Annotated in this window: 22 protein-coding genes and 1 riboswitch; of the genes, 7 read left to right on the top strand and 15 right to left on the bottom strand. The window is 47.7% G+C overall.

Annotation, left to right across the window (positions count from 1 at the left end; genetic code table 11):
* Window positions 1–60 precede the first annotated feature (60 nt).
* Complete coding sequence (locus RCH83_RS11370) at window positions 61–402, top strand: YebG family protein (protein ID WP_306522105.1); 342 nt, start codon at window positions 61–63, stop codon at window positions 400–402.
* Between the two features lie 280 nt (window positions 403–682).
* Here RCH83_RS11370 and RCH83_RS11365 read toward each other — a convergent pair whose 3' ends face one another.
* The 12 genes from RCH83_RS11365 to sbcB all read right to left on the bottom strand — a co-directional run bounded on the left by RCH83_RS11365 (window position 683) and on the right by sbcB (window position 13,511).
* Window positions 683–2,080, bottom strand: a complete 1,398-nt coding sequence (locus tag RCH83_RS11365) for a hypothetical protein (protein ID WP_306522103.1) — start codon at window positions 2,078–2,080, stop codon at window positions 683–685.
* A gap of 186 nt (window positions 2,081–2,266) precedes the next feature.
* A complete protein-coding gene (gene thiH / locus RCH83_RS11360; RefSeq protein WP_306522101.1) occupies window positions 2,267–3,517 on the bottom strand; it encodes a 2-iminoacetate synthase ThiH in 1,251 nt (416 codons plus the stop codon).
* A complete protein-coding gene (locus RCH83_RS11355) occupies window positions 3,514–4,284 on the bottom strand; it encodes a thiazole synthase (protein ID WP_306522099.1) in 771 nt (256 codons plus the stop codon). Before RCH83_RS11355 ends, thiH begins: the two co-directional genes overlap by 4 nt.
* Window position 4,285: 1 nt before the next feature.
* Window positions 4,286–4,510 carry a sulfur carrier protein ThiS gene (gene thiS, locus RCH83_RS11350; protein WP_306522097.1) on the bottom strand — a complete coding sequence of 75 codons (225 nt, stop codon included), beginning with the start codon at window positions 4,508–4,510 and terminating at the stop codon, window positions 4,286–4,288.
* Window positions 4,507–5,382: a HesA/MoeB/ThiF family protein gene (locus RCH83_RS11345; RefSeq protein ID WP_306522095.1), complete on the bottom strand. Its 876-nt coding sequence runs from the start codon at window positions 5,380–5,382 to the stop codon at window positions 4,507–4,509. The genes thiS and RCH83_RS11345 overlap by 4 nt, the downstream gene beginning before the upstream one ends.
* Window positions 5,369–6,985 carry a thiamine phosphate synthase gene (gene thiE, locus RCH83_RS11340; RefSeq protein WP_306522093.1) on the bottom strand — a complete coding sequence of 539 codons (1,617 nt, stop codon included), beginning with the start codon at window positions 6,983–6,985 and terminating at the stop codon, window positions 5,369–5,371. The genes RCH83_RS11345 and thiE overlap by 14 nt, the downstream gene beginning before the upstream one ends.
* A complete protein-coding gene (thiC, locus tag RCH83_RS11335; RefSeq protein WP_306522091.1) occupies window positions 6,982–8,799 on the bottom strand; it encodes a phosphomethylpyrimidine synthase ThiC in 1,818 nt (605 codons plus the stop codon). Before thiC ends, thiE begins: the two co-directional genes overlap by 4 nt.
* Before the next feature lie 143 nt (window positions 8,800–8,942).
* Window positions 8,943–9,044, bottom strand: a riboswitch (TPP riboswitch).
* Window positions 9,045–9,084: 40 nt separating this feature from the next.
* Window positions 9,085–10,203: a nucleotidyltransferase family protein gene (locus RCH83_RS11330; protein WP_306522088.1), complete on the bottom strand. Its 1,119-nt coding sequence runs from the start codon at window positions 10,201–10,203 to the stop codon at window positions 9,085–9,087.
* Window positions 10,190–11,065, bottom strand: a complete 876-nt coding sequence (locus RCH83_RS11325) for an HprK-related kinase A (RefSeq protein WP_306522085.1) — start codon at window positions 11,063–11,065, stop codon at window positions 10,190–10,192. Before RCH83_RS11325 ends, RCH83_RS11330 begins: the two co-directional genes overlap by 14 nt.
* Complete coding sequence (locus RCH83_RS11320) at window positions 11,055–11,294, bottom strand: hypothetical protein (RefSeq protein ID WP_306522082.1); 240 nt, start codon at window positions 11,292–11,294, stop codon at window positions 11,055–11,057. Before RCH83_RS11320 ends, RCH83_RS11325 begins: the two co-directional genes overlap by 11 nt.
* A 14-nt stretch (window positions 11,295–11,308) precedes the next feature.
* Window positions 11,309–11,905 (bottom strand): hypothetical protein, encoded by a 597-nt coding sequence (locus RCH83_RS11315; protein ID WP_306522080.1) that lies wholly within the window; start codon window positions 11,903–11,905, stop codon window positions 11,309–11,311.
* A 178-nt stretch (window positions 11,906–12,083) separates the two neighbouring features.
* Complete coding sequence (gene sbcB, locus RCH83_RS11310) at window positions 12,084–13,511, bottom strand: exodeoxyribonuclease I (protein ID WP_306522078.1); 1,428 nt, start codon at window positions 13,509–13,511, stop codon at window positions 12,084–12,086.
* Window positions 13,512–13,670: 159 nt separating this feature from the next.
* Here sbcB and RCH83_RS11305 point away from each other — a divergent pair, with 159 nt between their 5' ends.
* The gene (locus tag RCH83_RS11305; RefSeq protein WP_306522076.1) at window positions 13,671–14,663 is read left to right on the top strand and encodes an endonuclease; all 993 of its coding nucleotides are present in this window, start codon (window positions 13,671–13,673) and stop codon (window positions 14,661–14,663) included.
* 94 nt (window positions 14,664–14,757) lie between these two features.
* On the opposite strand, the gene RCH83_RS11300 is transcribed toward RCH83_RS11305, so the two are convergent.
* Window positions 14,758–14,994, bottom strand: coding sequence for a YdcH family protein (locus RCH83_RS11300; protein ID WP_306522073.1), 237 nt, complete (start codon window positions 14,992–14,994; stop codon window positions 14,758–14,760).
* 194 nt (window positions 14,995–15,188) lie between these two features.
* Between RCH83_RS11300 and RCH83_RS11295 the strand changes: the two genes are divergently transcribed.
* The 5 genes from RCH83_RS11295 (at window position 15,189) to RCH83_RS11275 (ending at window position 22,725) form a co-directional block, all read left to right on the top strand.
* Complete coding sequence (locus tag RCH83_RS11295; protein WP_306522071.1) at window positions 15,189–16,235, top strand: isoaspartyl peptidase/L-asparaginase family protein; 1,047 nt, start codon at window positions 15,189–15,191, stop codon at window positions 16,233–16,235.
* Between the two features lie 97 nt (window positions 16,236–16,332).
* Complete coding sequence (locus RCH83_RS11290; RefSeq protein WP_306522069.1) at window positions 16,333–16,752, top strand: CBS domain-containing protein; 420 nt, start codon at window positions 16,333–16,335, stop codon at window positions 16,750–16,752.
* 130 nt (window positions 16,753–16,882) lie between these two features.
* Window positions 16,883–20,758: an ATP-dependent RNA helicase HrpA gene (hrpA, locus tag RCH83_RS11285; RefSeq protein WP_306522066.1), complete on the top strand. Its 3,876-nt coding sequence runs from the start codon at window positions 16,883–16,885 to the stop codon at window positions 20,756–20,758.
* Window positions 20,759–20,870: 112 nt separating this feature from the next.
* Window positions 20,871–21,170, top strand: coding sequence for a PilZ domain-containing protein (locus tag RCH83_RS11280; RefSeq protein WP_306522064.1), 300 nt, complete (start codon window positions 20,871–20,873; stop codon window positions 21,168–21,170).
* Between the two features lie 280 nt (window positions 21,171–21,450).
* A complete protein-coding gene (locus tag RCH83_RS11275) occupies window positions 21,451–22,725 on the top strand; it encodes a YjiH family protein (RefSeq protein ID WP_306522062.1) in 1,275 nt (424 codons plus the stop codon).
* A 129-nt stretch (window positions 22,726–22,854) separates the two neighbouring features.
* Here the strand turns inward: RCH83_RS11275 and RCH83_RS11270 are convergent, their stop codons facing one another.
* Window positions 22,855–23,427 (bottom strand): YceI family protein, encoded by a 573-nt coding sequence (locus RCH83_RS11270; protein ID WP_306522059.1) that lies wholly within the window; start codon window positions 23,425–23,427, stop codon window positions 22,855–22,857.
* A gap of 236 nt (window positions 23,428–23,663) precedes the next feature.
* Window positions 23,664–24,854, bottom strand: coding sequence for a class I SAM-dependent rRNA methyltransferase (locus RCH83_RS11265; protein WP_306522057.1), 1,191 nt, complete (start codon window positions 24,852–24,854; stop codon window positions 23,664–23,666).
* Window positions 24,855–24,929: the final 75 nt, after the last annotated feature.

Raw genomic sequence — 24,929 nt, 5'->3', positions numbered from 1 at the left:
ACAGTAATGTATTTCACCTGACTTTTTATCCCTGATTATCACAGAAAGAGGCAACACAACATGGCCGTGATCGTAAAATATGTGGTTGAACGCAACGGAGTAGAAAAAATGACTTTTGCTGCAAAAAGCGAAGCCGATGCTTATGACAAAATGCTGGATATGGCTGATGACTTGTTTGTGGTACTTGGGGCCAGTCAGCTGATCACTGATGAAAACATGCAGGAAACCCTAGCGCTTTATCTGGCGCAGCATAAAGACGATGTATTGCAGGCACTGGGCGCTAAAGCAAAAACCGTTAAAAAAGACAAAATTGCTGATGACAATGTTGCGGATGACAACAAACAGCCCGTAGCAGAAGTTGAAAGTGTCAAAACGACAGAGCTGAACCTGGTTGCCGCCTGATAAGGCGCTGGCGGCAACTTCATCGTTCAATAGTTGAATATATCTGTTGTTGTACTGAAACCATTCGAATACAGGTCGAAGATGACAGGTTTACGAACATAAATTTAAGAAAAATTGTTTTAAAAAATGATTTTAGAAGATAACAGGCGGGTCTTTATTCCGGCATAACAATGAAGTATCTAAAAGGCTCAGTATCTCTAAAAAACAAAACCCCGCTTTTGCGGGGTTTTGTTTTATCAGCCATAACGAACCAACTGGAGAAGCTGTTAGTTTTAGCTGCTTATTTATCAGTTAATTTTTGTTCCAACTGCCTGGCTCGCTCCAGTGTTTTGCTGGCGGCATCCAGTTGTTGTTTAGCATCAGCAAATTCAGCCGGGCTATTGGCTTTTGCCAACAGCGCCGCTGCAGCGGTAACATCCGCCTGAGCTTTGATAACAGCAGCTTTAGCCGCCTGTAACTGTGCGGCTTTTTGCTGAACTATTGTCTGTTGAACCATAGTCTGTTGAACCATAGTCTGTTGTTGGCTGTTTTGGCTTAACTGAGCTTGTTCAGCCGCCATTTCAGTTGCCAAATCATCTTCAGCAGCCAACACAGCTGTTGTCGACTGAGCTTTGGCATTGATAACAGGTTGAGCCACCGCTTTGGTTTGTGCTTTGATATCAACAGCTTGTTGTACAGCCTCTTGCGCATGAACTTTTGCATCCACCACAGGCTGAGTCAAAGCTTTGCTTTGTGCTTTTATATCAATAGCTTGTGTTACAGCGTCTTGCGCTTGCGCCTTTGCATCCACCACAGGCTGAGTCAAAACTTTGGTTTGCGCTTTGATATCAACGGCTTGTGATACAGCATCTTGTGCCTGCACTTTTGCATCAACCACAGGCTGCGTAAGCGTTTTTGTTTGTGCTTTGATATCAATAGCTTGTTGTAGGGCGTTTTGGGTTTGCGCCTTAATATCTGTTGTTGCTTTAACCTGAGTTTTTACCGCTGAAATCTGATCCTGAACACCTTTTATTTCTGCACTGACAGGCGCTGTCACTGTATCAACAAGCTGTTGTTTTTTCTGTTCAATCTTCGTTTTGGCTAAATCTTCAACCTTAGCGCCGCCTAACACTGCAGTGGCCAGATGTTGCTGGTCGCTGTCGAGCCCAAGCTGGCCGGACGCCTCGCTGGTCGCTTTTTGTAAGGCTTTTTGTTTGAGTTTCACCGGATCGGCATAGTCAGCTAAATCGGCCGGCCAGCTTGGTACCACTTTGGCGGCCTGATTATTTAACTGTTCGGCAAATACCAAAGGCGCACCACCCGAGACTAACAACACGGCCATCTGGTTTGTTTCCGAGTTCCAGACAAAACCGGCTTTTTCTGCCAATTGTGGAATAGGGGTGTGATTAGAGACCAGATAAAACAACGGGCCTTCCTGTTGCACTTTATCTGCCGTTTTTAATAAGGTCACTGCAGTGTCGTAATGTTCACCCAATAACGGCTGCATGCGGTTTTTGATCAGCGGTTGTTCCAGCAGGTTCATTTCATTGGGATCAAGACCCACCAGTGGTTTTAATAATGCCCACATCAACTGTCCCTGAGGTGATAACAACAGAGCTGGTGCTACACAAGCACCAAGCAATAAGCTAAAAGCCATTACCACTGAATATTGCCGGAATCGATTTAAAAATGCTGACACTCGAATATCCCTGATTTAAAAATGAATAAAATTTGGCCGACAGGCTACCACAGCAAAAGATAAGCGGCCAGAGTAGCTCGGAACCGGACCTCCTTTTTGCCAGTAAAGGCACTTAGAAAATAGAAACTCAAATAAAAGACATTAAAACAACAGCACTCTGATCAGCACAACACGCAGCATAAAGAGTTATGAGCAAGATGAGCCCCGGCCAAAAGCCGGATGCCAGTTGGTCCAGACCGGTTGTAAACCAAGTTCTGTTAAAACAGCGGCCATTTCTTTAGGGCTACGCTCATCATCAATACTAAATTGTTGTAAAGCTTCGGGCGCCACCTGATAACCCCCTGGCTGGGTTTTAGAGCCGGCACTGATACTGGTGATCACCAGCGGCAACAATAAATCGCGAAGTCGGGCGCGTTCGCGGGTGGATAAAATCAGCTCCAGCTCAGGGGCAAAAATACGAAAAGCACAATACAACTGCACCAGCTCCTTATCACCCACCAGCACCTTGGGCTCAATACCACCGCTACAAGGCCTTAACCTTGGAAAAGCCACACTGAACTGGCTACGCCAATAATGTTTTTGCAAGTGGCGCAGATGTGTTGCCAGGTAAAATGCATCCAACCGCCAATCCGCCAGGCCCAATAAAATGCCTAAACCAATTTTGTCGATACCGGCCTTACCAAGCCTGTCCGGGCAATCAAGCCGCCAGCGCATATCGGTTTTATTGCCTTTTAAATGATATTGCTGATACGCCTGCTGCTGATAAGTTTCCTGGTAGACCAGCACAGTGTCGATGCCAAGCTGCTTAAGTTCCTGATATTCAATAGTTGTCAGTGGCTGCACTTCCAGCATCAGGCGGCTGAATAATGGCCGCAGCAGCGGAATTTGCCGGCGAAAATAATCCATGCCCACTTTACGTTCATGTTCACCTGTGACCAGCAACAACTGATCATGCCCTAGCGCTTTTACCGCTTCTGCTTCCTGTAATAATTCTTCGCTATTTAGCACCCGTCGTTTCACGGCCTGACTCATCGAAAAACCACAATAAGTACATTCGTTGGCGCACAGGTTGGACATATAAAGTGGCGCAAATAATTGCCTTGCAGCACCAAAGTGCTGCTTTGTCAGCTGCGCTGCACGTTGTATCAGCTCTGGCAAAAAGGCTGTTGCGACCGGGCTTAACAACACAGCTAAATCGGCAATCTCTGGCTTTTGGGCATAAAGTGCTTGTTTAATGCGGTTTTCATCGGCTGGTATTAACTGCAAAGTGGAAAAATCAGTCTGTGCCAGCACTTCGCTAAAAAGCGGGGTTTTTCCTGATAACTGTGCTTCCACTGATTGTTGTGTTGCTAGAGGGCTAGCCGCAGTGTCTGGAAAATGTTGCTGATATTGTTCAGATAATGGCGTTGTAGCCACAATGATACCGTGATCAGTCATCGTAAATAATCCAACAAAGCGTCCACCGGACTGGTGGCACTGGCAGCGTTTTGTGCCGGCGCGCATTGTGCTCTGGATCCGGCAAATCCGGCTTCTACCGCCAACTTAAATGCCCGGGCGGCCAACACCGGATTTTGGGCCGTGGCAATAGCGGTATTGACCAACACAGCGCTGGCGCCCATTTCTATGGCGGCGCAGGCATCGGATGCTTTGCCAATACCAGCGTCAATAATCACCGGCACTCTGGCCTGACTGATAATAATGTCCAGCATCAGCCGGTTTTGCAGCCCCTGATTCGAACCGATAGGGGAAGCCAGCGGCATCACTGCTGCACAACCTGCGTCCTGCAAAGCCTGGCAATGCACCGGATCAGCGCTGCAATAAGGCAACACAATAAAACCCAGTTTGCAAAGCTCTGTTGCTGCCAACAGGGTTTCATGGGGATCCGGCAATAAATAACGTGGGTCGGGGTGAATTTCCAGCTTAACCCAGTTGGTTTCTAACAGCTCACTGGCCAGCTCTGCAGCAAATATCGCTTCTTTGGCATTGACTGCCCCTGAAGTATTGGGCAAAAGCCGCACACCAGCTTGTTGTAAAGGCGTTAATAAATCGGGTGAGGGCTGGCCTGGTTTTAGCCTTTTTAGTGCCAGAGTGACCATTTGCGTGCCGCTGGCACTGATGGCTTCCAGCATCTGCTGTGGGCTGGCAAACTTGCCGCTGCCAAGCAGCAAACGGCTGTGAAATTGTTCATGACCAAGTTCAAACACTTTAACCTCCTGCCACCAGATTAAAAATTAACAGCTCGTCCTGCGCTTGCAGTTGTTGTGTTGGCCACTGCACTTTGGCCAGCACCTGCTGATTCAGCGCCACCGCTACTTTCAGCTCCGCCAGCGGCAAACCGCTCCACTTTGTTAATAGCTCTGTGACAGTGCTGTTTGCGCTGATAAAAAAGGGCTGTTGATTGACTTTGAGTTCCAGCATCAGTGCTGTCATAGCCCATGCTCCTCTGGCTGATTGCAGGTTTTTTGCTGTTGCGGTCTTGCGGGCAGCGGGCTTTTGATGTGCTGTAACCGCGGAAGCTGACAAACCGAACATTGTGGGTCCACTGCAATGCTTAAAGGCACAAAGTTCTGGTTTTGGTGTTGATACAACTGAAAGCGGGTTTTAACGGCGATGCCACGCAGAAAATCAAGCGCCGTTATACAAAGTTGCAGTGCCAGGGTAGCCACTAAAGGTGCATAAGCCCCCTGACTGGAACAACCGCCGACAGCTAAAGGCACGTTATGTCCCAGACATTGCAGGCAACCTGTGGTGTTTTGTGGCAAAGATGCGGCTTTATCCTCTTTAACACTGGCCGGCATAAACCAGCTATAACCCTGATAAGCCACTGCTGAGGCGCCGGCCCAGCTGCGTTGATACTGCAGGCACAAGCGGTTCAGCAGTAACTTGGTTGCAAGATTGTCGGAGCAGTCCAGCACAAAATCGACTTTAGTTAGCAGCAGATGCAGCATTTGCTCATCAGCATTTTGGGTGAATGCTGTGATTTGAATAAAGGGGTTATAAGCCGATAAAGCCGCTTTGGCCGCTGTTGCTTTCAACATACCCACATCTGCCGGTTTATATAACGGCTGACGCGGCAGGTTACTGAGCTCAACTTTGTCACCATCACAAAGCCACAACTGACCGACACCAGCGCCAGCAAGATACGTTGCTGCCGGACAACCCAAACCACCCAAACCTATGATCAGCACCGTTTTTTGTTTGAGTGCCAGTTGCTGGCTTTCCGACCAGTCGGGCAATAACAGCTGACGGCTATAATATAAAAACTCGTTGTCGCTGAGTGTTATTGGCTTAACAAAGGACATCATAAGCTCCTTTCAGCGGTTTTTTTTGGGCGGGCTGATACAAACTCTGGCAACAGGAAATCAGCTGTTTAAGTGCCAGTTCCGGCTGCGCTGCCGCTGTAATAGCCGACACCACAGCTACACCACGCACGCCGGTTTGCAGCACCTCGGTTATATTCTGTTGATTGATACCGCCAATAGCGACAGTTGGAATATCGTCACAAAGCCAGACATAGTCAGCCAGGCGTTTTAAGCCCTGAGGTTTGGATGGCATCTCTTTGGTTTTGGTTGGAAATATATGGCCAAGCGCAATATAAGAAGGCCGAAGTGGTAACACAGTGGCAAGTTCAGCATAACCATGGGTGGAAATGCCAAGACGAAGACCTGCGCCGGCTATAGCTGTTAAATCAGCCTGCTCTAAGTCTTCTTGCCCCAGATGTACCCCATAAGCCTGATATTCAATCGCCAACTGCCAGTGATCATTAATAAAAAGCTGGATATGATAATCGTGGCAAAATTCCACAGCGGCCGAAATTTGCGCCCTCAGCTCGTGTTCCGTTTTGTTTTTCAGCCTCAGCTGTACTGTCTGCAAACCAAGTGGCAACAGCCGTTTTAACCAGCTGATATCGTCAAGCACAGGGTAAAGACCAATACTCTGGCTTAAACGCGGGAATAAAGCTGTTTTGATGTTCAGGTTTTCCTCTGCCAGAGCCTTTTGCTCTGGCAATCCGGTATTGGCTGATACCCTATAAAGTGCCGGAAAATCCTGTTGTTGCAGCGGCCAGCCCAACCGGCCAAGCGAACCTGCGCCCTGACCAGTGGCATAACCGGCGCGCAGGCTTTGTTGTAAATAAGCCCGGCTTAATACAACGGCATCAAGAAGGTCGTAGCTCTGCGCCCATAAAGCGGCGATGGCCGACGCCAGAGTGCAGCCTGTACCATGTTGATGTGGGTTATCCAGCCTGTCGTTATAAAGTTTCACCACAAGGTTATCCGCGGTGGGCACAAGCAGATCCACTATTTTGTCGCTGTCGCTGTCGCTGTCGCTGTCGCTGTCGCTGTCGCTCAGCGAGGCATGGCCACCTTTTAATAAAATGGCCCCCTGATATATATCCCGCAGTGCCAGCAGCTGTGTTGTTGCTTCCTCTGTATCAGCAGCAGCCGCTTGCTGGTTCTTTTTGGCAAAATATACCAGCTCCGGCAAGTTAGGGGTGAGCAGCTGCACCTGTTTAAGCAGTGCCAGACAAGCCTGCCAGCTGATGTCAGATAAACAACGGCCTGTGCTTGCCATTAAAACAGGATCCCAGATCACCGGACATTGCGGTTGATGTTTGGCCAGCCACCAAGCCAAAGCTTCAATTTGTTTGTCATCAGCGAGCATACCAATTTTAATGGCAGCTGGCGGTAAGTCATGCCAGAGTGCATCCAGCTGGCTGCACAAAATGTCGGCAGGCAGCGGGAATACACCCGCTACAGTCACGCTATTTTGTGCTGTGACTGCCGTGATCACAGTGCAGCCATGGGCAGCTAAATCAGTCACAGTTAACAAATCGGCCTGAATACCGGCACCACCGCCGCTGTCGCTGCCGCCAATACACCAGACAATGGGTTTTTCGCCGTTCATGGCAATTCCGCCATTGTGGTGCCGGCGACAGCAGCGGTTTGTGGTCGCACCGCATCCACCGGCACCGACAACTCACGCAATTGTTGATTGAGTTTCATCGAGCAGAATTTTGGCCCACACATAGAGCAAAATTCGGCATGTTCATCGGCCTGCGGGCTGCTTTGCTGGTAATAACTGCGTGCTGTGTCGGGATCGAGCGCCAGATTAAACTGATCCTGCCAGCGAAAATCATAACGGGCAGCCGACAACGCGTTGTCTCTGAGCTGTGCCGCCGGATGGCCTTTAGCCAAGTCTGCGGCATGAGCGGCAATTTTGTAAGTAATAAGCCCTTGTTTTACATCTTCTTTGTCTGGCAAACCCAGGTGCTCTTTTGGCGTCACATAACAAAGCATGGCGCAGCCAAACCAACCGATCAGCGCAGCGCCAATGCCGGAAGTAATATGGTCATAACCCGGTGCTATGTCGGTGGTTAAGGGGCCTAAAGTGTAAAAAGGCGCTTCATGACAATGTTTTAACTGCTCTGTCATATTGGCCTGAATAAGATGCAAAGGCACATGGCCCGGGCCTTCAATCATCACTTGTACATCATAAGCCCAGGCAATTTTGGTCAGCTCACCTAAAGTTCGAAGTTCAGCAAACTGCGCTTCGTCATTGGCATCGGCAATAGAACCAGGGCGCAGGCCATCCCCCAAAGACAGGGAAATATCGTATTTGGCGCAGAGCTGACAAATTTCTTCAAAGTGGCTGTAAGCGAAGTTTTCCGCCTGATGCAGTTCACACCACTGCGCCATAATTGCGCCGCCGCGCGACACTATGCCGGTTAACCTTTTGGCGGTGAGTGGTAAAAACGCCCGTAACACACCGGCATGAATAGTAAAATAATCCACCCCTTGTTCGGCTTGTTCTATCAGCGTTTCTTTAAATAACTCCCAGCTCAGCTCATTGACCCGGCCACCAACTTTTTCCAGGCATTGATAAATAGGTACAGTACCCACAGGCACAGGGCTATTGCGGATGATCCACTCGCGGGTTTGGTGAATACGCCGGCCAGTGGATAAATCCATAATAGTGTCAGCGCCCCAGCGCACCGACCAAATCAGCTTTTCTACTTCTTCTTCAATGCTGGAGCTGACCGCAGAGTTGCCGATATTGGCATTTACTTTCACCAGAAAGTTACGGCCAATGATCATAGGTTCTGCTTCAGGGTGATTGATATTTAAAGGAATAATTGCGCGGCCAGCGGCAACTTCAGCGCGGACAAATTCGGCAGTAATTTGTTTGGGAATAGCAGCACCAAAACTTTCGCCCTGATGTTGTGGCGCTAAACGTTCATCCTGCTGCCTGGCTAAATCGGCAAGCGCCATATTTTCCCGACAAGCAATAAACTTCATTTCGGCGGTGATCATACCGGCGCGGGCATAATGCAGCTGAGTAACCCTTCGGCCTTGTTGCGCAACGCGGCAAGCTACATCAAATTCTGTAGGCCAGGCGTCCAGTTCAATACTGTCATCCTGATAACTGCGCTTCACCTCCTGGGTATCTCCACGTTCTTCCAGCCAGGTTTTGCGCAGTTGTGGTAAACCACGGCGAACGTCCAGGCTTTGCGCCGGGTCGCCAAAAGCACCACTGCAATCGTACAGCAACACCTGACTTTGCGTTTTATCGGTCAGGGTTACAGCACGGCAGGGCACCTGAATATGGTCACCTGCATCCAGGTAAACCCGGCTGGAGCCAGAGAATAAATGAGGGGTTAAGGCATGAATATTTTGTTGTGCCTGCACTCGTGCGGCGCGGCGGTTTTGTGGTTTAGACATAGCAATCCTTAATAAACCAAAGGGTTAAATTAAATTGCTTATCTGGAGTGAGTTGGAGTAATGACGGCGTTAATACTAACTTCGCCGCTGCATAAATTGGTGCCAAAAACTTGGTGAACAAAGCCAAGGCAACAGTGAGGTGGATGCACATTACCCTTGTTCCCTTCGCAGGTTCTAGCCTGATCAGGTTCAACGGATCCCGCATAAAGCGGTCTCAGCCCAAATGGGCACTCCGACAAGTGGGGCCGAGTATAATTATTTTGTTACTTAAAATACAACTTGAATTTACTTCTGGCTGGACTGGTCGGTCTTTTTGTCAAAAATATTACTGCCAAAAACAGCGCTGAGCATTTGCCGGCTGAACTTACGGCTAAGGTGTTTTAACAGCAACCACAATGGCATTTTCAGGTAATGGCCACGTAATAACAGCAAAAAATCAGCAATGGCGTCGGCGCTTGTGGCAGATATCGGGTGAGCAGGCTGGAGCTTACGCATAAAGATAAAATCAAGGCAGCGTTGTTGAAATTTGCCGGGTTGATAGGGCTCCAGCTGTTGCCAAACTTGTGGTGGAACATCAAAAGCCAGAATTTTCTGGTTATAACGCAAAGCTAAAAAAAGTTCGCTGGCAAAACCGCTTTGTGTGGCCAACAGCAATAATTCCTGCCAAAAATCCGGACTTTGATACTGCTCAAGAATTAAATACAAATCGGTGAGATCGCGAAAACCATGTTTAATTTCTTCGCTCAGCAACAGATGTATTGCGCTGTGTAACAACATGGCTGCCGGGCTAAACACAAAGTAACCAGCGCTGGTTTGTTGGGTATGGCGAAAAAACAGCTGGATGTCGGGTGCTCTGCCTGTCATCAGCGGTAATAAATTATGGTGCACATCCAGCAGGGTACCGCGGTTGCCATGGCGTAATGGCGGTATTTCATGCGACCACTCACGGTAATATTTCTGGTCGTATTCATCGAGATCTTCTGCAAAAAAACCGTATAAACACAGTTCTTGTTCGATCCGCAATAAACTTGGTCGATCGACCAGCAGGTCGATGTCGCTGTAAGTGCGCCCAAGGCCAACATTGGCGTGCTCTGTTAACGAATAAGCTGCACCTTTAAGAAACAGCAGGTTTGTAGTCAAAGGCTTCAGCAAACGGTTTAACAGTTTGGCTTCATACTGCACCTGGTGATACTGTTTTTGTGCAATAAGCTCAGCGTTTTTCAGATGATTCAGCACATAATCAGGCAAAGTTGCCAATAACCCCTTATCTCGCAGCCGCCAGCCCAAACGGGCCAGACACTGTTGATACCGCAGTACCCGGATTATACTGGCCCAGTCTTGCGGCTGTAGTGGTCCCGGATCTTTGCCGAGGAATAACTGAATAATGATGTCACGGATGGGCATAAGGCAACACATCCTGTTGTAAAAACTCTGCCAATTCAGCCACCTGGCTGTACGTTACTTCGTAGTTCTGACATTGTTCTACCAGCTTCACTATGGTGTGAAAACCTTCGGCTCCAGCCAAACTAAAGTTAAAGGCATTTTCTGCCAGTGCCATAAAGGCCTGCGCCTGACTTAAAGCGGTAATTTCCAGTTGTTGGGCTTTGTTATATTTAGGAAAGACGATAGCAACCACTTCAGCAGATACAGTGTTCTGCAACCAGCTGTCGGCAGGGGGCGACAAATGAACCACATCACCTTTATGGGTGTTTTTGGCAACGGACGAGAACCTGGCTTCAGGGAACCAGCTTCTGGCCAAATCAATAGATTGATTTTTAAGGCAAATAGGGCGCACAAAAGGAATAACTGTATTAGTACCCGGGATCAACAACGCCATTTCATCAGACAATAAACGCCAGCCATTAAATGCCAACCAGGCGGTGAGGGTACTTTTGCCCGAGCCAGGCGGCGCTGGAAACAACACCGCTTTGCCATCTTTTGCCAGAACAGCGGCATGCACTATGACAAACCGCATTTCCGTGGTTGCAATACACCAGTTCATACCCCATTCGAGTAATGCAAAACCGTTATCAACCTCAATTGGTTTAAAAGGCTCCTGCTGATCTGCCAAAAACCTCGCCTGAGGCCTGATATATTTACGCAGCCCGCTGCCGGCACTTAAAGTCAGATAATAATCAGGTATTTGTGCTGTGCATGACAAAGTATCACCGTAAATATGTTGCAAATTGGCAGCGACTTTGCTGATGTCAGTGCGGATTTCAAAACAAAAAGGTGGCAGGTTCAGGTATCTGACGTTAAATGTCATCGGAGGGGCTCAGATTGTTGACCGCAGTGTCAGACAGAAACAATTTCAGTCGTTGCATCACTAACCGATTCTGACGTAATTCTGATGAGGTCTCAGCCAATTGCTGATAAATAGCAAAAAGCGGCAAACTTAAAGCTAAAGTTTCGCCGCTGTGCATATGAAAAAACACTGTACCTGAGTTATCCGCAAAACTGTGAATAACAACTGCTTGTTGAAACCACTGCTCCATTGCAGACAGTGGTATTAAGCGTGGTAGTTATCGATAATGGAGCTCAGCTCGCTGCCGACACTGTAAGGATCAAGCAAGGCTTTGTTGTATAGGTAACTGGCAAAATCACCTGCGGTTGCAAAAGGCTGACCAATACCAATAATAGGATAATTGATACCAAATTGACCATGATAGATAGCGTTCAGATAGATACCTACCATATGGAAGTTACAGTTACCCGCACCTTTGTTTTTGGGATCACCAACCAGAATGTCACCAAAGGTCAGGGATGTTTTTAACGCAGGAGAACCGCTTTTTGTAAAGGCGCGACCACCAAACACTGTGTAAAAGTTTAATGTATGGTTCTGAATTTCATGATTTGACCAATAACCAGGTGACAATAATTCGATAGGATCGCCACCGGAGAAGTCAGAGCCGTGCCCTGAAGCGACGATAGACTGCGCTACGCCACCGCCACTTGCCCAAACTGAGCGTGCTGGCAGACTGGCAATCACTAAACCTGCTGTTGCTTTTGTCAAAAACTGGCGACGTGACTTACCAGAATCTGTGGCATGCGCAGAGACCGAAGGAACGGATGATTCGACTGACTTGTTTTCGGGTTGCTCTTGCATAACTTCCTCCTAATACAACAGACTAGTGTTAAGCATATTTTGTGCCACAAACATATGTCGTTGTATCATAGTGTTTTTTCGCCGAAAGCTCGGATAAAAAACAAATCTTTGTAAACTGAATTGACAGTGATCCTACGCTGATTTACGTAGTCAGTCCAGTCAGCGTTTGCGTGCCGCTTCAACCAACAGCAACAAAGCGATACAGTGCCTGCAACAGCTGTAGTTTATGCTCATCGCTCTGATGCTGCTCAGCGGCATTCTCCAAAGCAATGGTAAATTCCTCCAGCGTTAACGAAGGATTATCCAGCCCTAAAGTTAATTTGTCGTGACAGTAACGCTGCCATTTCAACATTTCATCGTGATTCAGTGTAAGAGGGTAATTCCGGGCCCGGAACCTGAACAACATTTGATTCAGCCTGTCGTCCTGAAACAGCAAAGGCGTTGCTGCCAGCAGCTCTGGGCTCATTTGATGTAATTGTTGCATCAGTTGTTTATCACTGTCGCTGCAAAAGCCTTGATATAAAGCGTAATCCGGGTTTGTTTCGGCTTTAAATTCATTTTCCAGTTGATATATGGCCACCACTTTTTGTTGTAGTTCCCGGTGCCGCCTCAGCCATTCCAGATTTGCCAGACAATTACTGCGACTGATACCAAGCTCTGCAGCTCTTTGTTCAGTTAAAGTTTTAGCATTGGCAAGCACTGGGCACTTATTCAGGTGGATTAGTTTTAACCCAAGCCGTTGCTCATCTGCGGCCAAATCTGCGGTTTTGCGATAGAGCAACTGATGCAATTCCTGTACAGGTAAATCTAATAGGAGTCTTGGATCCGACTGCAGATTAAAACAAATAACCGCATTTTTATTGCTGGGGTGATAAGCCAGCGGCACTATCCAGCTACAACAACCCTGCAACGCCGGAAACTTGGATGAAACATGCACTAATGGTGTTAACCCGGCAACATCTATCAGCGCCTGAACCTGACTTTTTTTGCGAAGTTCATACAAATACTGAAAGAGTTTCGGTTGTTTTTCTTTAATAAGTTTTGCCATAGCGATAGTGGCGTAGACATCAGAACGGGCATCATGGGCATGCTCGTGCGTCAGGCCATTGGCCTTGGTTAAATCTTCCAAGCGAAAACTTGGTGTGCCATTGTCGTGTAATGGCCACTGAATACCTTCAGGGCGTAACGCATAACAAGCCCGCACCACGTCTATTAAATCCCAGCGGCTGTTGCCTTGTTGCCATTCACGGCCATAAGGGTCAAGAAAGTTACGCCATAAGCTGTAACGCGTGACTTCATCGTCAAAACGCAGATTGTTATAGCCGACCACACAGGTCTCGGGCGCACTGAACTCTGTGAGGATTTGCCGCATAAAATGGACTTCCGGCAAACCTTTTTTCTGACACAACTGCGGGCTAATACCGGTAATTAAAGCGGCAACCGGATGGGGCAAATAGTCCGGAGCCAGTTGGCAATACCACATCTGCGCTTCGCCAAGAGCATTCAGCGCCATATCTGTGCGAAGGCCTGCGAACTGAGCTGGGCGGTCTTTTTTCGGATCCGCCCCCCAGGTTTCGTAGTCGTGAAAGTAAAAAGTTGCTGGCAAAATACACCCCGATAACACGCAAAACTCGCGGCAGTATAAGGCAATAAAATCAAGGCGCAAATGCAATGCCTTGATTTTATTGCCACAGCGCGCTGTGGCATAATATGGCTATCGTCAAAGCAGAACACTGTGGTCTGTTGTATAACAAGAGTGAAATTTATGTTGTTGCGGTTTTTAGGCACTGCTTTTGTGTTGCTCTGCCTGTTCGTTGTACTGCAAGTTCGTGCTGCACCTGATAATTTTAGTGAAGCAAAACGTTTAGCCCAGCGTATTTATAGTGATGAAAACCAAACATTTTATTGTGCTTGCCCTTTGCGTTGGCAAGGAGGTAAAGGGATCCCCGATTTAAAAAGCTGTGGTTACAAAGTCAGGAAAAATGGGCCTCGTGCCCAGCGTATTGAGTGGGAACACGTAGTACCAGCACATCATTTTGGTAAAAGCCTGCCATGTTGGCAGCAAGGTGGGCGGGACAACTGTCAGCAAACAGATACCTTGTTTGGCAGGATGGAAGCGGATTTATTTAACTTAAAGCCGGCTATTGGCGAAGTAAATGGCGATAGAGCCAACTTTGCTTTTGCTGAATTGCCTGCTCAGCCGCCGCAGTATGGCGCTTGCCCCTTTAAAGTCGATTTTCAGGCACAACTGGCTGAACCCCGTGCTCAGGTCCGGGGGGATATAGCGCGGATTTATTTTTACATGGCCGATAAATACGCTTTGGCTCTACCAAAATCACAACAACTGTTGTTGATAAGGTGGCATCAGGACGATCCGGTGGACGACCGGGAAAGGCTGTTAAACCGCCGTATTGCCCAGCAGATGGGGCATCCGAATTATTTTGTCACCGAAGTACGGCAATGGGTTTTGGGTTACCAACCAACAGCTTATGGTTTAGCTGGTCGCTTGTCGGATAAAACGCCGGTAGCAACAATAACGCAGGCCCGGTCTGTAACTGCAGAAGATGCTGCAAAGGCTTTGCCAAATAAAAATACCGTTACAAAACAAACGCAGGTGCTCGGCAATCAAAACAGTAAGATTTATCATCTGTCCGACTGTCCGGGCTTTAGTCAGGTAGGGGTTAAGAATCAACGTTGGTTCCAGACTGAACAACAAGCGTTGCAGGCAGGCTTTCGTAAAGCTAAAAACTGCCAATAAGCAGCCAGTATCAGTTGTATGCAGCTATAGCCGGACAACGGCTGAGTGAACACATAAAAAGCATCGTCAGTAGCGATGCTTTTTATGTGGGTTGTCAGGCATTCAGCGCACTGAACAACTGATCTTTTAATTTCAGCCGCAGTTTTTTGCGCTCTTCCAGGTAGTCATCAGAGCTCACCTCAGTGCCTTGTTCAATACGAAAAACCTCGTGGTCCACTTCGTGATATTCGCTAAATAATCTGGCGAAGTGATGGTCAGTTGTTTTTAACTGATGGATACGCTGACGAAACTCCGGAAACTCCTGCAATAAACTGTGTTTTTCTAATGTCATATCGTTACCCCTTAGTGCAGACCAACGGTCTTATCATGTTGTGATGACATGATGCTAACAAGCTGACACAACGCTGTTTTGATTTAACGCAAGCTTTTGCTGTTTGAGCGCAACAGCATCTGAGCGCATTGCAATCCGACCTGTCTTCGGGGTATCACTACAGTACTTTTTGCAAAATCAACCAGGTGAACTGAATGCGTGTATCAAAATTGATGTTGTCGCTGATAACTCTGTTTATCAGCGGCGCAGTGGTGGCTCAGGCGCCCTATGCCATCGTTATCCACGGCGGTGCCGGCACTATTAACAAAGCGCAATTAAGCCCGGCACAACAACAGGCGTATGAGCAAAAACTGACAGAAGCTGTGAATGCCGGTTATCAGGTGCTGGAGTCTGGTGGCACTAGTCTGGATGCTGTGACTCAGGCGGTGCTGGTGATGGAAGATTCACCGCTGTTTAACGCCGGAAAAGGTGCAGTTTACACCTATGAAGGTGGTCATGATTTAGATGCTTCCATTATGCGCGGCGACACCCTGGAAGCCGGTGCTGTTGCCGGTGTCACCATAGTGAAAAATCCGGTTTTGCTGGCAAGGGCTGTAATGGAAAAGTCTGAGCATGTGATGTTATCGGGCAAAGGCGCCGAAGAGTTTGCCAAACTACAAGGCCTGCAGCTGGTCGCCAACAGTCATTTTGATACTGAATTTCGTTATAACGCTTTGCTAAAAGCCAAAGAAGCGATGAAAAAAGCGGAGCAAAAATCCCCCCATCAGGCGTCTTTGCGCTTATCGCCAGCCTGGAACCCAGCCTGGAATATGGGCACTGTTGGCGCAGTAGCGCTTGATAAACAAGGCAATCTGGCAGCTGCCACTTCAACAGGTGGTATGACAGCAAAAAGATACGGCCGTATTGGTGATGCGCCTATTATTGGTGCCGGTAATTTTGCCGACAATCAAAGCTGCGCTGTTTCTGCCACTGGCCATGGTGAGTTTTTTATCCTATACCGCGTTGCTGCTGATATCTGTGCAAGAGTGAAATACGGTGGTGTCAGCGCAGCAGAAGCTGCAGATCAGGTGATCCATCAGGAGTTGGTAAAAGCAGGTGGCACTGGTGGTGTCATTGTGATGGATAAACAAGGCAATATCAGCTGGCCTTTTAATACCGAAGGCATGTATCGCGGCAAAAGAGTTGCGGGGCAGGCAGCGCAAGTGGCTATTTTTCAGGACCTTGCGAAAAAACCACAATAGCAGGGCTGAACTCATGAATATGCACTACGCTTTTGAAACGGCAGCGTTAATTCGCTGCTTTGATGTCGCATAAAGCCATATTCCTGAGGGGGAACACATGAATTTATTAAAAGTGGCAGACCAGATGAACCATCATCCCGTCACTTTCAGTGCCGATATGACGTTGGAAACGGCGGTCGACAAACTGACAGATGCCGGTCAGTTGGGCGGCCCTGTGATTGATAAAAACCGTAAAGTGGTAGGGTTTTTATCTGAGCAGGATTGTTTAGCCCGGATGTTGTTGTCGTCTTATCATGATCAGGTCAGCGCCCATGTCAGCGATGTGATGCGTACTGAAGTGCTGACGGTCAAACCTTATACCGGCATTATTGATTTGGCCCAGCAAATGTTGGGCGCTAAACCAAAAATTTATCCGGTGGTGGATGACAATGGTGTGCTGCTGGGGGTGATTAGCCGCACTGACGTATTAAGAGCCATAGATCAGGAGTTACATTCACATTATCGTGCTGTGAGTTAAGCCGCTTTGCGTGCTTTTTCAGCACTTTGGTGCGGCTTGAAACTTATCTTGCTGCGTCGGACTGAGTTTGCTGGATTTGCCTCAATGAAACTTGTTAGCATAACGCCCTCTTTGCTGTGAGGGCGTTGTTTTGACTGCTGCTGTAACTGTATCTGCTTTATTTTCCCAATTAGCCGCTTGTATGCCAAAAGACCGTTTTGGTCTGAAAAAACGTTTGCATGGCGCAGAAAAATTAAGTGTCGATGCTTTGCCCAAAGTGCTGGAAAAAATTGCTGCTGATATAGACCGCTCTGCTGCGCTCAAGTTACAACGTCTGGCCACGTTGCCAACTATCACTTATCCGCCTGAATTGCCCGTGGTTGCGAAGCGCGAAGATATAAAAGCTGCTATTGCAGCGCATCAGGTGGTGATTATTGCCGGTGAAACGGGTTCGGGTAAAACCACCCAGCTGCCGAAAATTTGCCTTGAGCTTGGCCGGGGTGTGGAAGGTTTTATCGGTCATACCCAACCAAGGCGTTTAGCCGCGCGCAGTGTGGCGCAGCGCCTGGCTGACGAGCTGCAATGCCAGCTTGGCAATCAGGTGGGTTATAAAGTGCGTTTTGGCGACCACAGCTCGCCACTTTCGCATATTAAGTTAATGACAGACGGTATTTTGCTGGCCGAAATTCAACAAGACAGATTCTTAAATCAATACGACACCATCATTATTGATGAAGCACACGAACGCAGTCTGAATATCGATTTTCTGCTGGGTTATTTAAAGCAGTTGTTGCCACGTCGCCCCGATCTCAAACTGATTATTACCTCGGCCACTATTGACCCACAGCGTTTTTCCAAACACTTTAACAACGCTCCTGTGATTGAAGTGTCGGGCCGCACTTATCCGGTGGAAGTGCGTTACCGAAGCCCCATGGATAACGACGATAAAGACGCCGATCAGCTGCAAGCCATTTTTGACGCCGTGCATGAGCTGTACCGTGAGCCGCCAGGCGATATTCTGATTTTTTTAAATGGTGAAAGGGAAATCCGTGACACTGCTGATGCGCTGGATAAACTCAAACTGCCGCATACTGAAGTGTTGCCGTTATATGCCAGGTTAAGTGCCAGCGAACAAAACCGCATTTTCCAGAGTCACACCGGCCGTCGTATTGTGCTTGCCACCAACGTGGCAGAAACCTCGTTAACAGTGCCTGGTATCCGTTATGTGATAGACCCTGGTACTGCACGTTTGTCACGTTACAGCTACCGCTCTAAAGTGCAGCAGCTGCCGATAGAAGCTATTAGTCAGGCCAGCGCCAATCAGCGTAAAGGCCGTTGTGGTCGGGTGGCGGCTGGTATTTGTATCCGGCTTTACAGTGAAGAAGACTTTTTAAGCCGGCCGGAATTTACCGATCCGGAAATTCTGCGTACCAACCTTGCTTCCGTTATTTTGCAAATGCTGGCGCTTGGTTTGGGCGATATTCAGCAATTCCCGTTTTTACAAAAACCAGACAGCCGTTTTATCAACGATGGTATTCGCTTACTGGAAGAGCTGGGCGCGTTAAAACCCGGGCGCGGCGACCAATTGGCACTGGCGCCACTGGGGCAACAGTTAAGCCGTTTACCGGTCGACCCAAAACTGGCGCGTATGGTGCTGGCCGCGGCTGGCACCAATGCTTTACGCGAACTTTTGGTGATCACGGCTGCACTGTCTATTCAGGATCCACGTGAGCGGCCACTGGATAAACAACAAAAAGCGGATGAACTGCATGGCCGCTTTACCGAGCCTGATTCTGACTTTTTGTCGATGTTAAAGCTGTGGGATTATCTGCAAAACCAACAAGAAGCGCTCAGCAACAACCAGTTCCGCCGGATGTGCAAAATGGAATTGCTGAACTATTTAAGAGTGCGTGAATGGCAGGATTTATTTGGTCAGCTGTCGCAGGTTTGTAACGAAATGCAGCTCAAACTCAATACTGAGCCTGCCGATTATCACAGTATTCACAGCGCCATTTTAACCGGTTTATTGGGCCAGATTGGTCAGCGTGATGCTGAAGCTGATTATATGGGGCCAAGGCAAAGCCGCTTTTTTGTGTTCCCTGGCAGTGGTTTATTTAAGAAAAAACCGAAGTGGGTGATGAGCGCCGAGTTGGTGGAAACCAGCCGTTTATATGCCAGGACTCTCGCCAAAATTGAGCCTGAGTGGATAGAGCCGCTGGCACAGCATCTGGTAAACCGCAGTTATGCCGAGCCGCACTGGGAGAAAAAACGCGGTGCCGTGATTGCTTATGAGCAAGTGACTTTATATGGCCTGATTATTGTTGCCAAAAGACCGGTGCTGTACAGCAAAATTGATGAAGCGCTTTGTCATCAGCTGTTCATCCGCGAAGCGCTGGTGAATCAGGAGCTTGGTCTGAATGAAGCTTTTTTAAGTTTTAACGAACGGCTGATTAACGAAGTCACTGAACTTGAAGACAAATCCAGACGGCGTGACATTCTGGTGGATGAAGACACCCTGGCCGGTTTTTACGCTGAAAAAATACCGCTTTGGGCAAATAACCGCATTGATTTTCAAAAATGGTGGCGACAACAAAAACAAAAAGATGCCACTTATCTGAATTTTGACCCAGAGCAGCTGCGTAAACACAATGCCGACAGCATTACCGCCGACAGTTATCCGGAGATTTGGTGTCAGGATAATTTAACATTGCCGCTGGAATATCATTTTTCACCTGGTGCGCCTGATGATGGGGTTAGCCTGATAGTGCCTTTAACTTTGCTGAATCAGCTTAAAGATGAAGGTTTTGACTGGCTTATTCCTGGCCTTCGGCATGAACTGTTAGTAGCGCTGATAAAATCTTTACCGAAAAGCCTACGCCGTAACTTTGTGCCGGCGCCTAATTATGCCGATGCGCTGATGCAAACCATTCAACCAGGCGATGGGCCTTTATTGCAAGTCGTGGCACAACGTTTAAAACGCATGAGCGGCGTCACTATCCCCGATGAAAGTTGGGAGCTTAGCCTGCTTGACGCGCACTTAAAATTTAACTTTAAAGTGGTGGACGATAAAGGCAATACCCTGAAACAAGGCCGCTCTTTAGCTTTGTTAAAACAAGAACTGCAGGGCAAGGTACAACAAAGCCTGAGTGCAGTGGCCGAGCAGGGTATAGAGCAGGACAAACTCACTGAATGGAGTTTTGGCGAGCTGCCACGCGAATATATCAAGGTGCAAAGTGGTTATCAGATCAAAGCTTTTCCGGCTTTGGTGGATGATAAGCACAGTGTGTCGGTCAAATTGCTGGATAACCCAGAGCAAGCTGCTGCTTTGTCAAAACTGGGCCTTCGTCGTTTAGTGCTTTTAAATATTCCGTCACCGGTGAAGTATTTGCAGGATTCATTGCCCAATAAAGCCAAGCTGGGTTTGTATTTTAATCCTTTTGGCAAAGTGCTGGAGCTGATTGATGATTGTATTGCTGCGGGTGTCGACCAGCTCATCGCAATTCAGCCATGGCCACAAAATCAGCAGGATTTTGTGCAGCTTCGTGACAAAGTACGCGCTGAGATTGGCGACACAGTGCTGCAAATTGCGCTGAAAGTCGAACAAATTCTGACCATTGGCCATGATATTTCGAAAAGGCTGCGCGGCCGGCTGGATTTAGCCCTGGCTTATGCCAATGCTGATATTAAACAACAGCTTGATACCTTGTTATTTAAAGGTTTTGTGTCGGCACATGGCGCGGCAAAGCTGGATGATGTCCGTCGTTATTTGCTGGCCTTACAAAAACGGCTGGAGAAACTGCCGGTGGATCCACAACGTGACAGATTAATGATGCACGAGTATCAAAAAGCTGAAGACGCTTATAAAAATCTGTTGGGCAAATTTGCCGGTAAGCCAATACCGGCAGAGGTGGAAGCCATTCGTTGGATGCTGGAAGAGCTCAAAGTGTCGTTATTCGCGCAGCAGTTGGGCACACCTTACCCAATTTCCGGTAAAAGGGTATTGCTGGCGGTGCAGGAGCTGAAATAACAGACAGACTTATTTGCTTTCATTGCGGCCTGACAGTGCCGGATTATTGCCTTTACACTGAGCCTTATTGGCATTATAACAATGCAGAGCCTAAAAAAAGCCCGGGGATTGTATGCTGAGCAGAAATGACAAACGCAATTATTTTAGGATGATGATTAATTGTGACGTGCAGATCCTGATTAACGATCCGGAGTCAGGCCGTGAGCTTGACGGTATTTGCCGTGACTTAAGTGCAACAGGCATGTCGGTTGAGGTGGATGAACCGCTGGAAATGGGCATGATGTTGCATGTACGGCTTGATTCCAATAACGCCAGTGTGGCGCCATTAGATGCTCATGCTAAAGTGGTGCGTTGTGCACAGGAAAGTGAAGACTTATATCTGTTGGGTTTGCTTTTTATTGAAATGAATTAACTGTTTTTATTGGTTTTTTTCCAGTAATTTACTTGTTATCGCTACTATAAAGTATGAGTTTCACTACTTATATCCGTGACGGGAAGAAGTTAAAAAATCAGCATTCACAGTGTTTGTACGTTTTTTCTGGATGACAGTTCAGCCTAAAGCCTTTACCCTTGCCGCACTTTTAATCTTGTTCTATCGATAAAAGATGTCAGCCAACACCACAACTAATTATTTCAGCTGGCGTAATTTCGCCGTTTTATCTGTGCCCTCGGCGCTCGGGCTATTTTTGTTTATGACGCCTATTCCGGCAGAAAAAGGCCTGACCATTCCGGTGGCTGTGCTGGCCAATTGGCTAAAAACCAGTTTGGCAGCGATGATGCCCTGGATTTTGGCAACTATTGTCAGTAGCTCAGCTTTATTGACCCTATGGACCTTTGTGAAGCCAGCGGCTTTTATGCAACATCATGTCTGGCAAAAATTGTTTAAACCAGCGCCCGTCTGGTTATGGGTGCGCCTCACAGGCGCAGTGTTTATTCTTGCCACGCTTTTTGCCATTGGACCCAACGCCATTCATAGCAGCGCGACCGGCGGTTTAGTATTTAACGACTTATTGCCGGTGCTTTTGTGTGTTTTTGTGTTTGCCGGTTTGTTTTTGCCTTTGCTGCTGAATTTTGGTTTGCTGGAAATGATTGGCACCCTGATGACCAAAATAATGCGGCCGGTGTTCCGTTTGCCTGGCCGCTCGGCTGTGGATTGTATCGCTTCCTGGCTCGGTGATGGCAGTGTGGGTATTCTGCTGACCAGCAAACAATACGAAGCAGGTTTTTACACAGCGCGCGAAGCTGCGGTGATTGGCACTACTTTTTCTGCGGTTTCAGTGACTTTTTGTTTAGTGGTGCTGGGGCAGGTGAAGCTTGAGCATATGTTTGTGCCATTTTATGGCACCATTTGTCTTGCGGGTATTGTTGCCGCAATAGTGTTGCCTTATCTGCCACCACTTCGTGGTAAACCTGACACTTTTATTGATGGTTTTGATCATATGAAAGCCGAAGGTGGCCACTTTAACCAGACATCGGTCTGGCGCCGGGCATTTTCCCATGGTTTACACAGGGCCAGTATGGCGCCTGGTGTCAAAGCAACGGCGCGTGAGGGTGTTGAAACTGTATTGGACATGTTGTTTGGTGTATTGCCTGTGATTATGGCGGTTGGCACCTGCGCTTTAATGGTTGCCGAGTACACGCCTGTTTTTAGCTGGCTTGGCGCACCTTTTGTGCCTTTATTTGAGCTTTTGCAAATTCCTTTTGCGGTGGACGCTTCTAAAGCTGTGATGGTGGGTTTTGCCGATATGTTTGTGCCGTCGATTCTTATTGCCGAAGTGCCCAGTGACATGACCCGTTTTGTGATTGCTGCTTTGTCAGTGACTCAGCTGATTTATATGTCTGAAGTGGGCGCTTTGTTACTTGGCAGTAAAATTCCGGTCACTTTATGGGATTTGTTGCTGATATTCCTGCTGCGTACTTTAGTAACGTTGCCGGTGATAGCTGGTATGGCGCATTTATTGTTTTAATACTGTTTTAATATAGGTTTAATAAAACCCAGTTTTTATCTCAGGTTGCTGATTTAAAATAAAAAAAGACAAGGTTCATCTTGTCTTTTTTTTCTGCCGTTTATTCAGGCGTTTAGAGAATTGCCGCTTTTAGTTGCGTTTAAATTCCACATGGAAAGTGACTGGTACCAACAGGCTGATGTCGTTCAGCTTGGCGATTTCCTGCAATTTACGCACTCCGGTGTCTAACTGGAAGGCCGCGCTGTTCACCAGCACAGGCGCTGTGGTTGTTGCCTGAATTTTGTCGTTAGCTAGTTTGGTCAGCGTCAGCTGCACCGGCAAAGTCTGACTTTTATCCAGCAACGTCAGGCTCAGCTCAGTGCTGTGCTGCATACTGGCGCCTACTGTTAAATCAGACAGCAGTTTTGGTTCAATCCGGGCACTGGCGCTGATGTGCGGGAAGCTTTTAGCATTCAATACATGCTCCAGCATGCGCTCGTTACGGATTGGGATCATGGTATCTAAAGTTGCCACCGGAATTTGAATGGAAACTTTGCCATCATCAGCCCAATTGCCCGACAGTTGGCTGAACTTGTGTACTTCAGCCACAGTCCCGTTTTTTACCGACACAAAACGCAGTTGGGATTGTTCAGGGCTCAGCTGCCAGGCAGCCTGACTTGCAAAACTGGTGGAGAGGGCAACAGCGGCCAATAATAAACGCATAAAAACTCCTGTTTGAATGGATTTTGCCTGTGTTGGCAAGACTGAAACAACAACAGGCTGATGGTAACCAAGTCGAGCCATGACAACCAGCAAAAGTTAATGAATTTAATGTTTTGCCCCGGATGAAAAAAGCTGGCAAAAGTCAGAAGCAACAAAAGGAATAAAGATGTGTATCGCAGTGGGACGTTAGGCTGGTGCTAAAGCGCAACACCAGCCCTGTTATTGAAAATACTGACTTATTGAATAATACAAACCAGACCTTTTAAATAATGGCCTTCAGGGTAAAAACTGGCAATAGGGTGGTCTTTCGCCTGGCTTAACCTTTCAATAAATAAACAGCCACGGTTGGCATCAAGGGCTGCGTCTGCTACCACTTTTTGGAACAAACTTTCTTCCATAAGACCAGAGCAGGAGAAGGTTAATAACAAACCACCTGGTTTCACAATTTGCATAGCAACACGGTTAATATCTTTATAACCCCGGCAGGCACCGACCAACTGGGTTTTGTTTTCGGCAAACTTTGGTGGATCTAAAATCACCATATCAAACTGTTTGCCTTCTTCTTTATATTGGCGCAGCAGTTTAAACACGTCGGCTTTGGTCATAGTGGCTTTGGATAAATCCAGCTGATTCAGTTCCATATTGCGCTCTGCTGTTGCGAGCGCCAGATCAGATAAATCGGCATTGGTCACATGAGTGGCGCCACCTGCTAATACCGACAGACCAAAGGTGCCGGTGTAGCTAAAACAGTTCAGTACAGTTTTACCTTTGGCATAACGGCCAGCGGCGGCACGGCTGTCGCGTTGATCGAGATAAAAACCGGTTTTATGGCCATTGATGACGTCCACCAGAATATTCAGGCCATTTTCTTTGATGGTGACTTCACCGCTTTCGCGCGGCAAATGTAACCAGCCGGTGCGTGGTTCTAAACCTTCTTTTTTACGCACGTCCACATCAGAACGTTCATAAATACTGTAACCATCAAACAGCTGTTTCAGCGCAGCTACTATGTGTTTGCGTTGACGCTCAGCGCCGGCGCTTAACAGCTGACAAACCAGCACATCGGCGTATAAATCAACAGTCACACCAGGTAAACCATCAGACTCAGCAGCCACCACCCGGATCCCGTTGGTTTGGTTTAAATCAAACAGTTGCTGGCGCAAAAACCAGGCTTGCTGAATGCGGCGCTGGAAAAATTCTACATCAATAAGTTCGTTTTGATCAAAGGTCCAGACTCGGGCGCGGATTTGTGAATTGGGCGAATAAGCACCGCGGGCAACAAATTTGCCATCTTCGGTCAGGATATCCACAGTGTCTCCTGAATTGGGAGTGCCATGCACCTGCTTGACTGCTTGTGAAAACACCCATGGATGGCGGCGTTTTAACGATTTGTCGCGGTCGCTTTGTAAAATGATGCTGGCTGTCATGTTGGGATATCCACCTGAAAATAAAAGAGGCGCATTTTAAGCACGAAAAGTATAAAGCTAAAGCAAAACTTCTGT

Origin of the sequence: Rheinheimera sp., assembly GCF_030824435.1 — a bacterium.
Taxonomy (GTDB): Bacteria; Pseudomonadota; Gammaproteobacteria; order Enterobacterales; family Alteromonadaceae; genus Pararheinheimera.
Note: the sequence above shows the minus strand (reverse complement) of the source record. Positions and strands in the feature narration are given on the sequence as shown.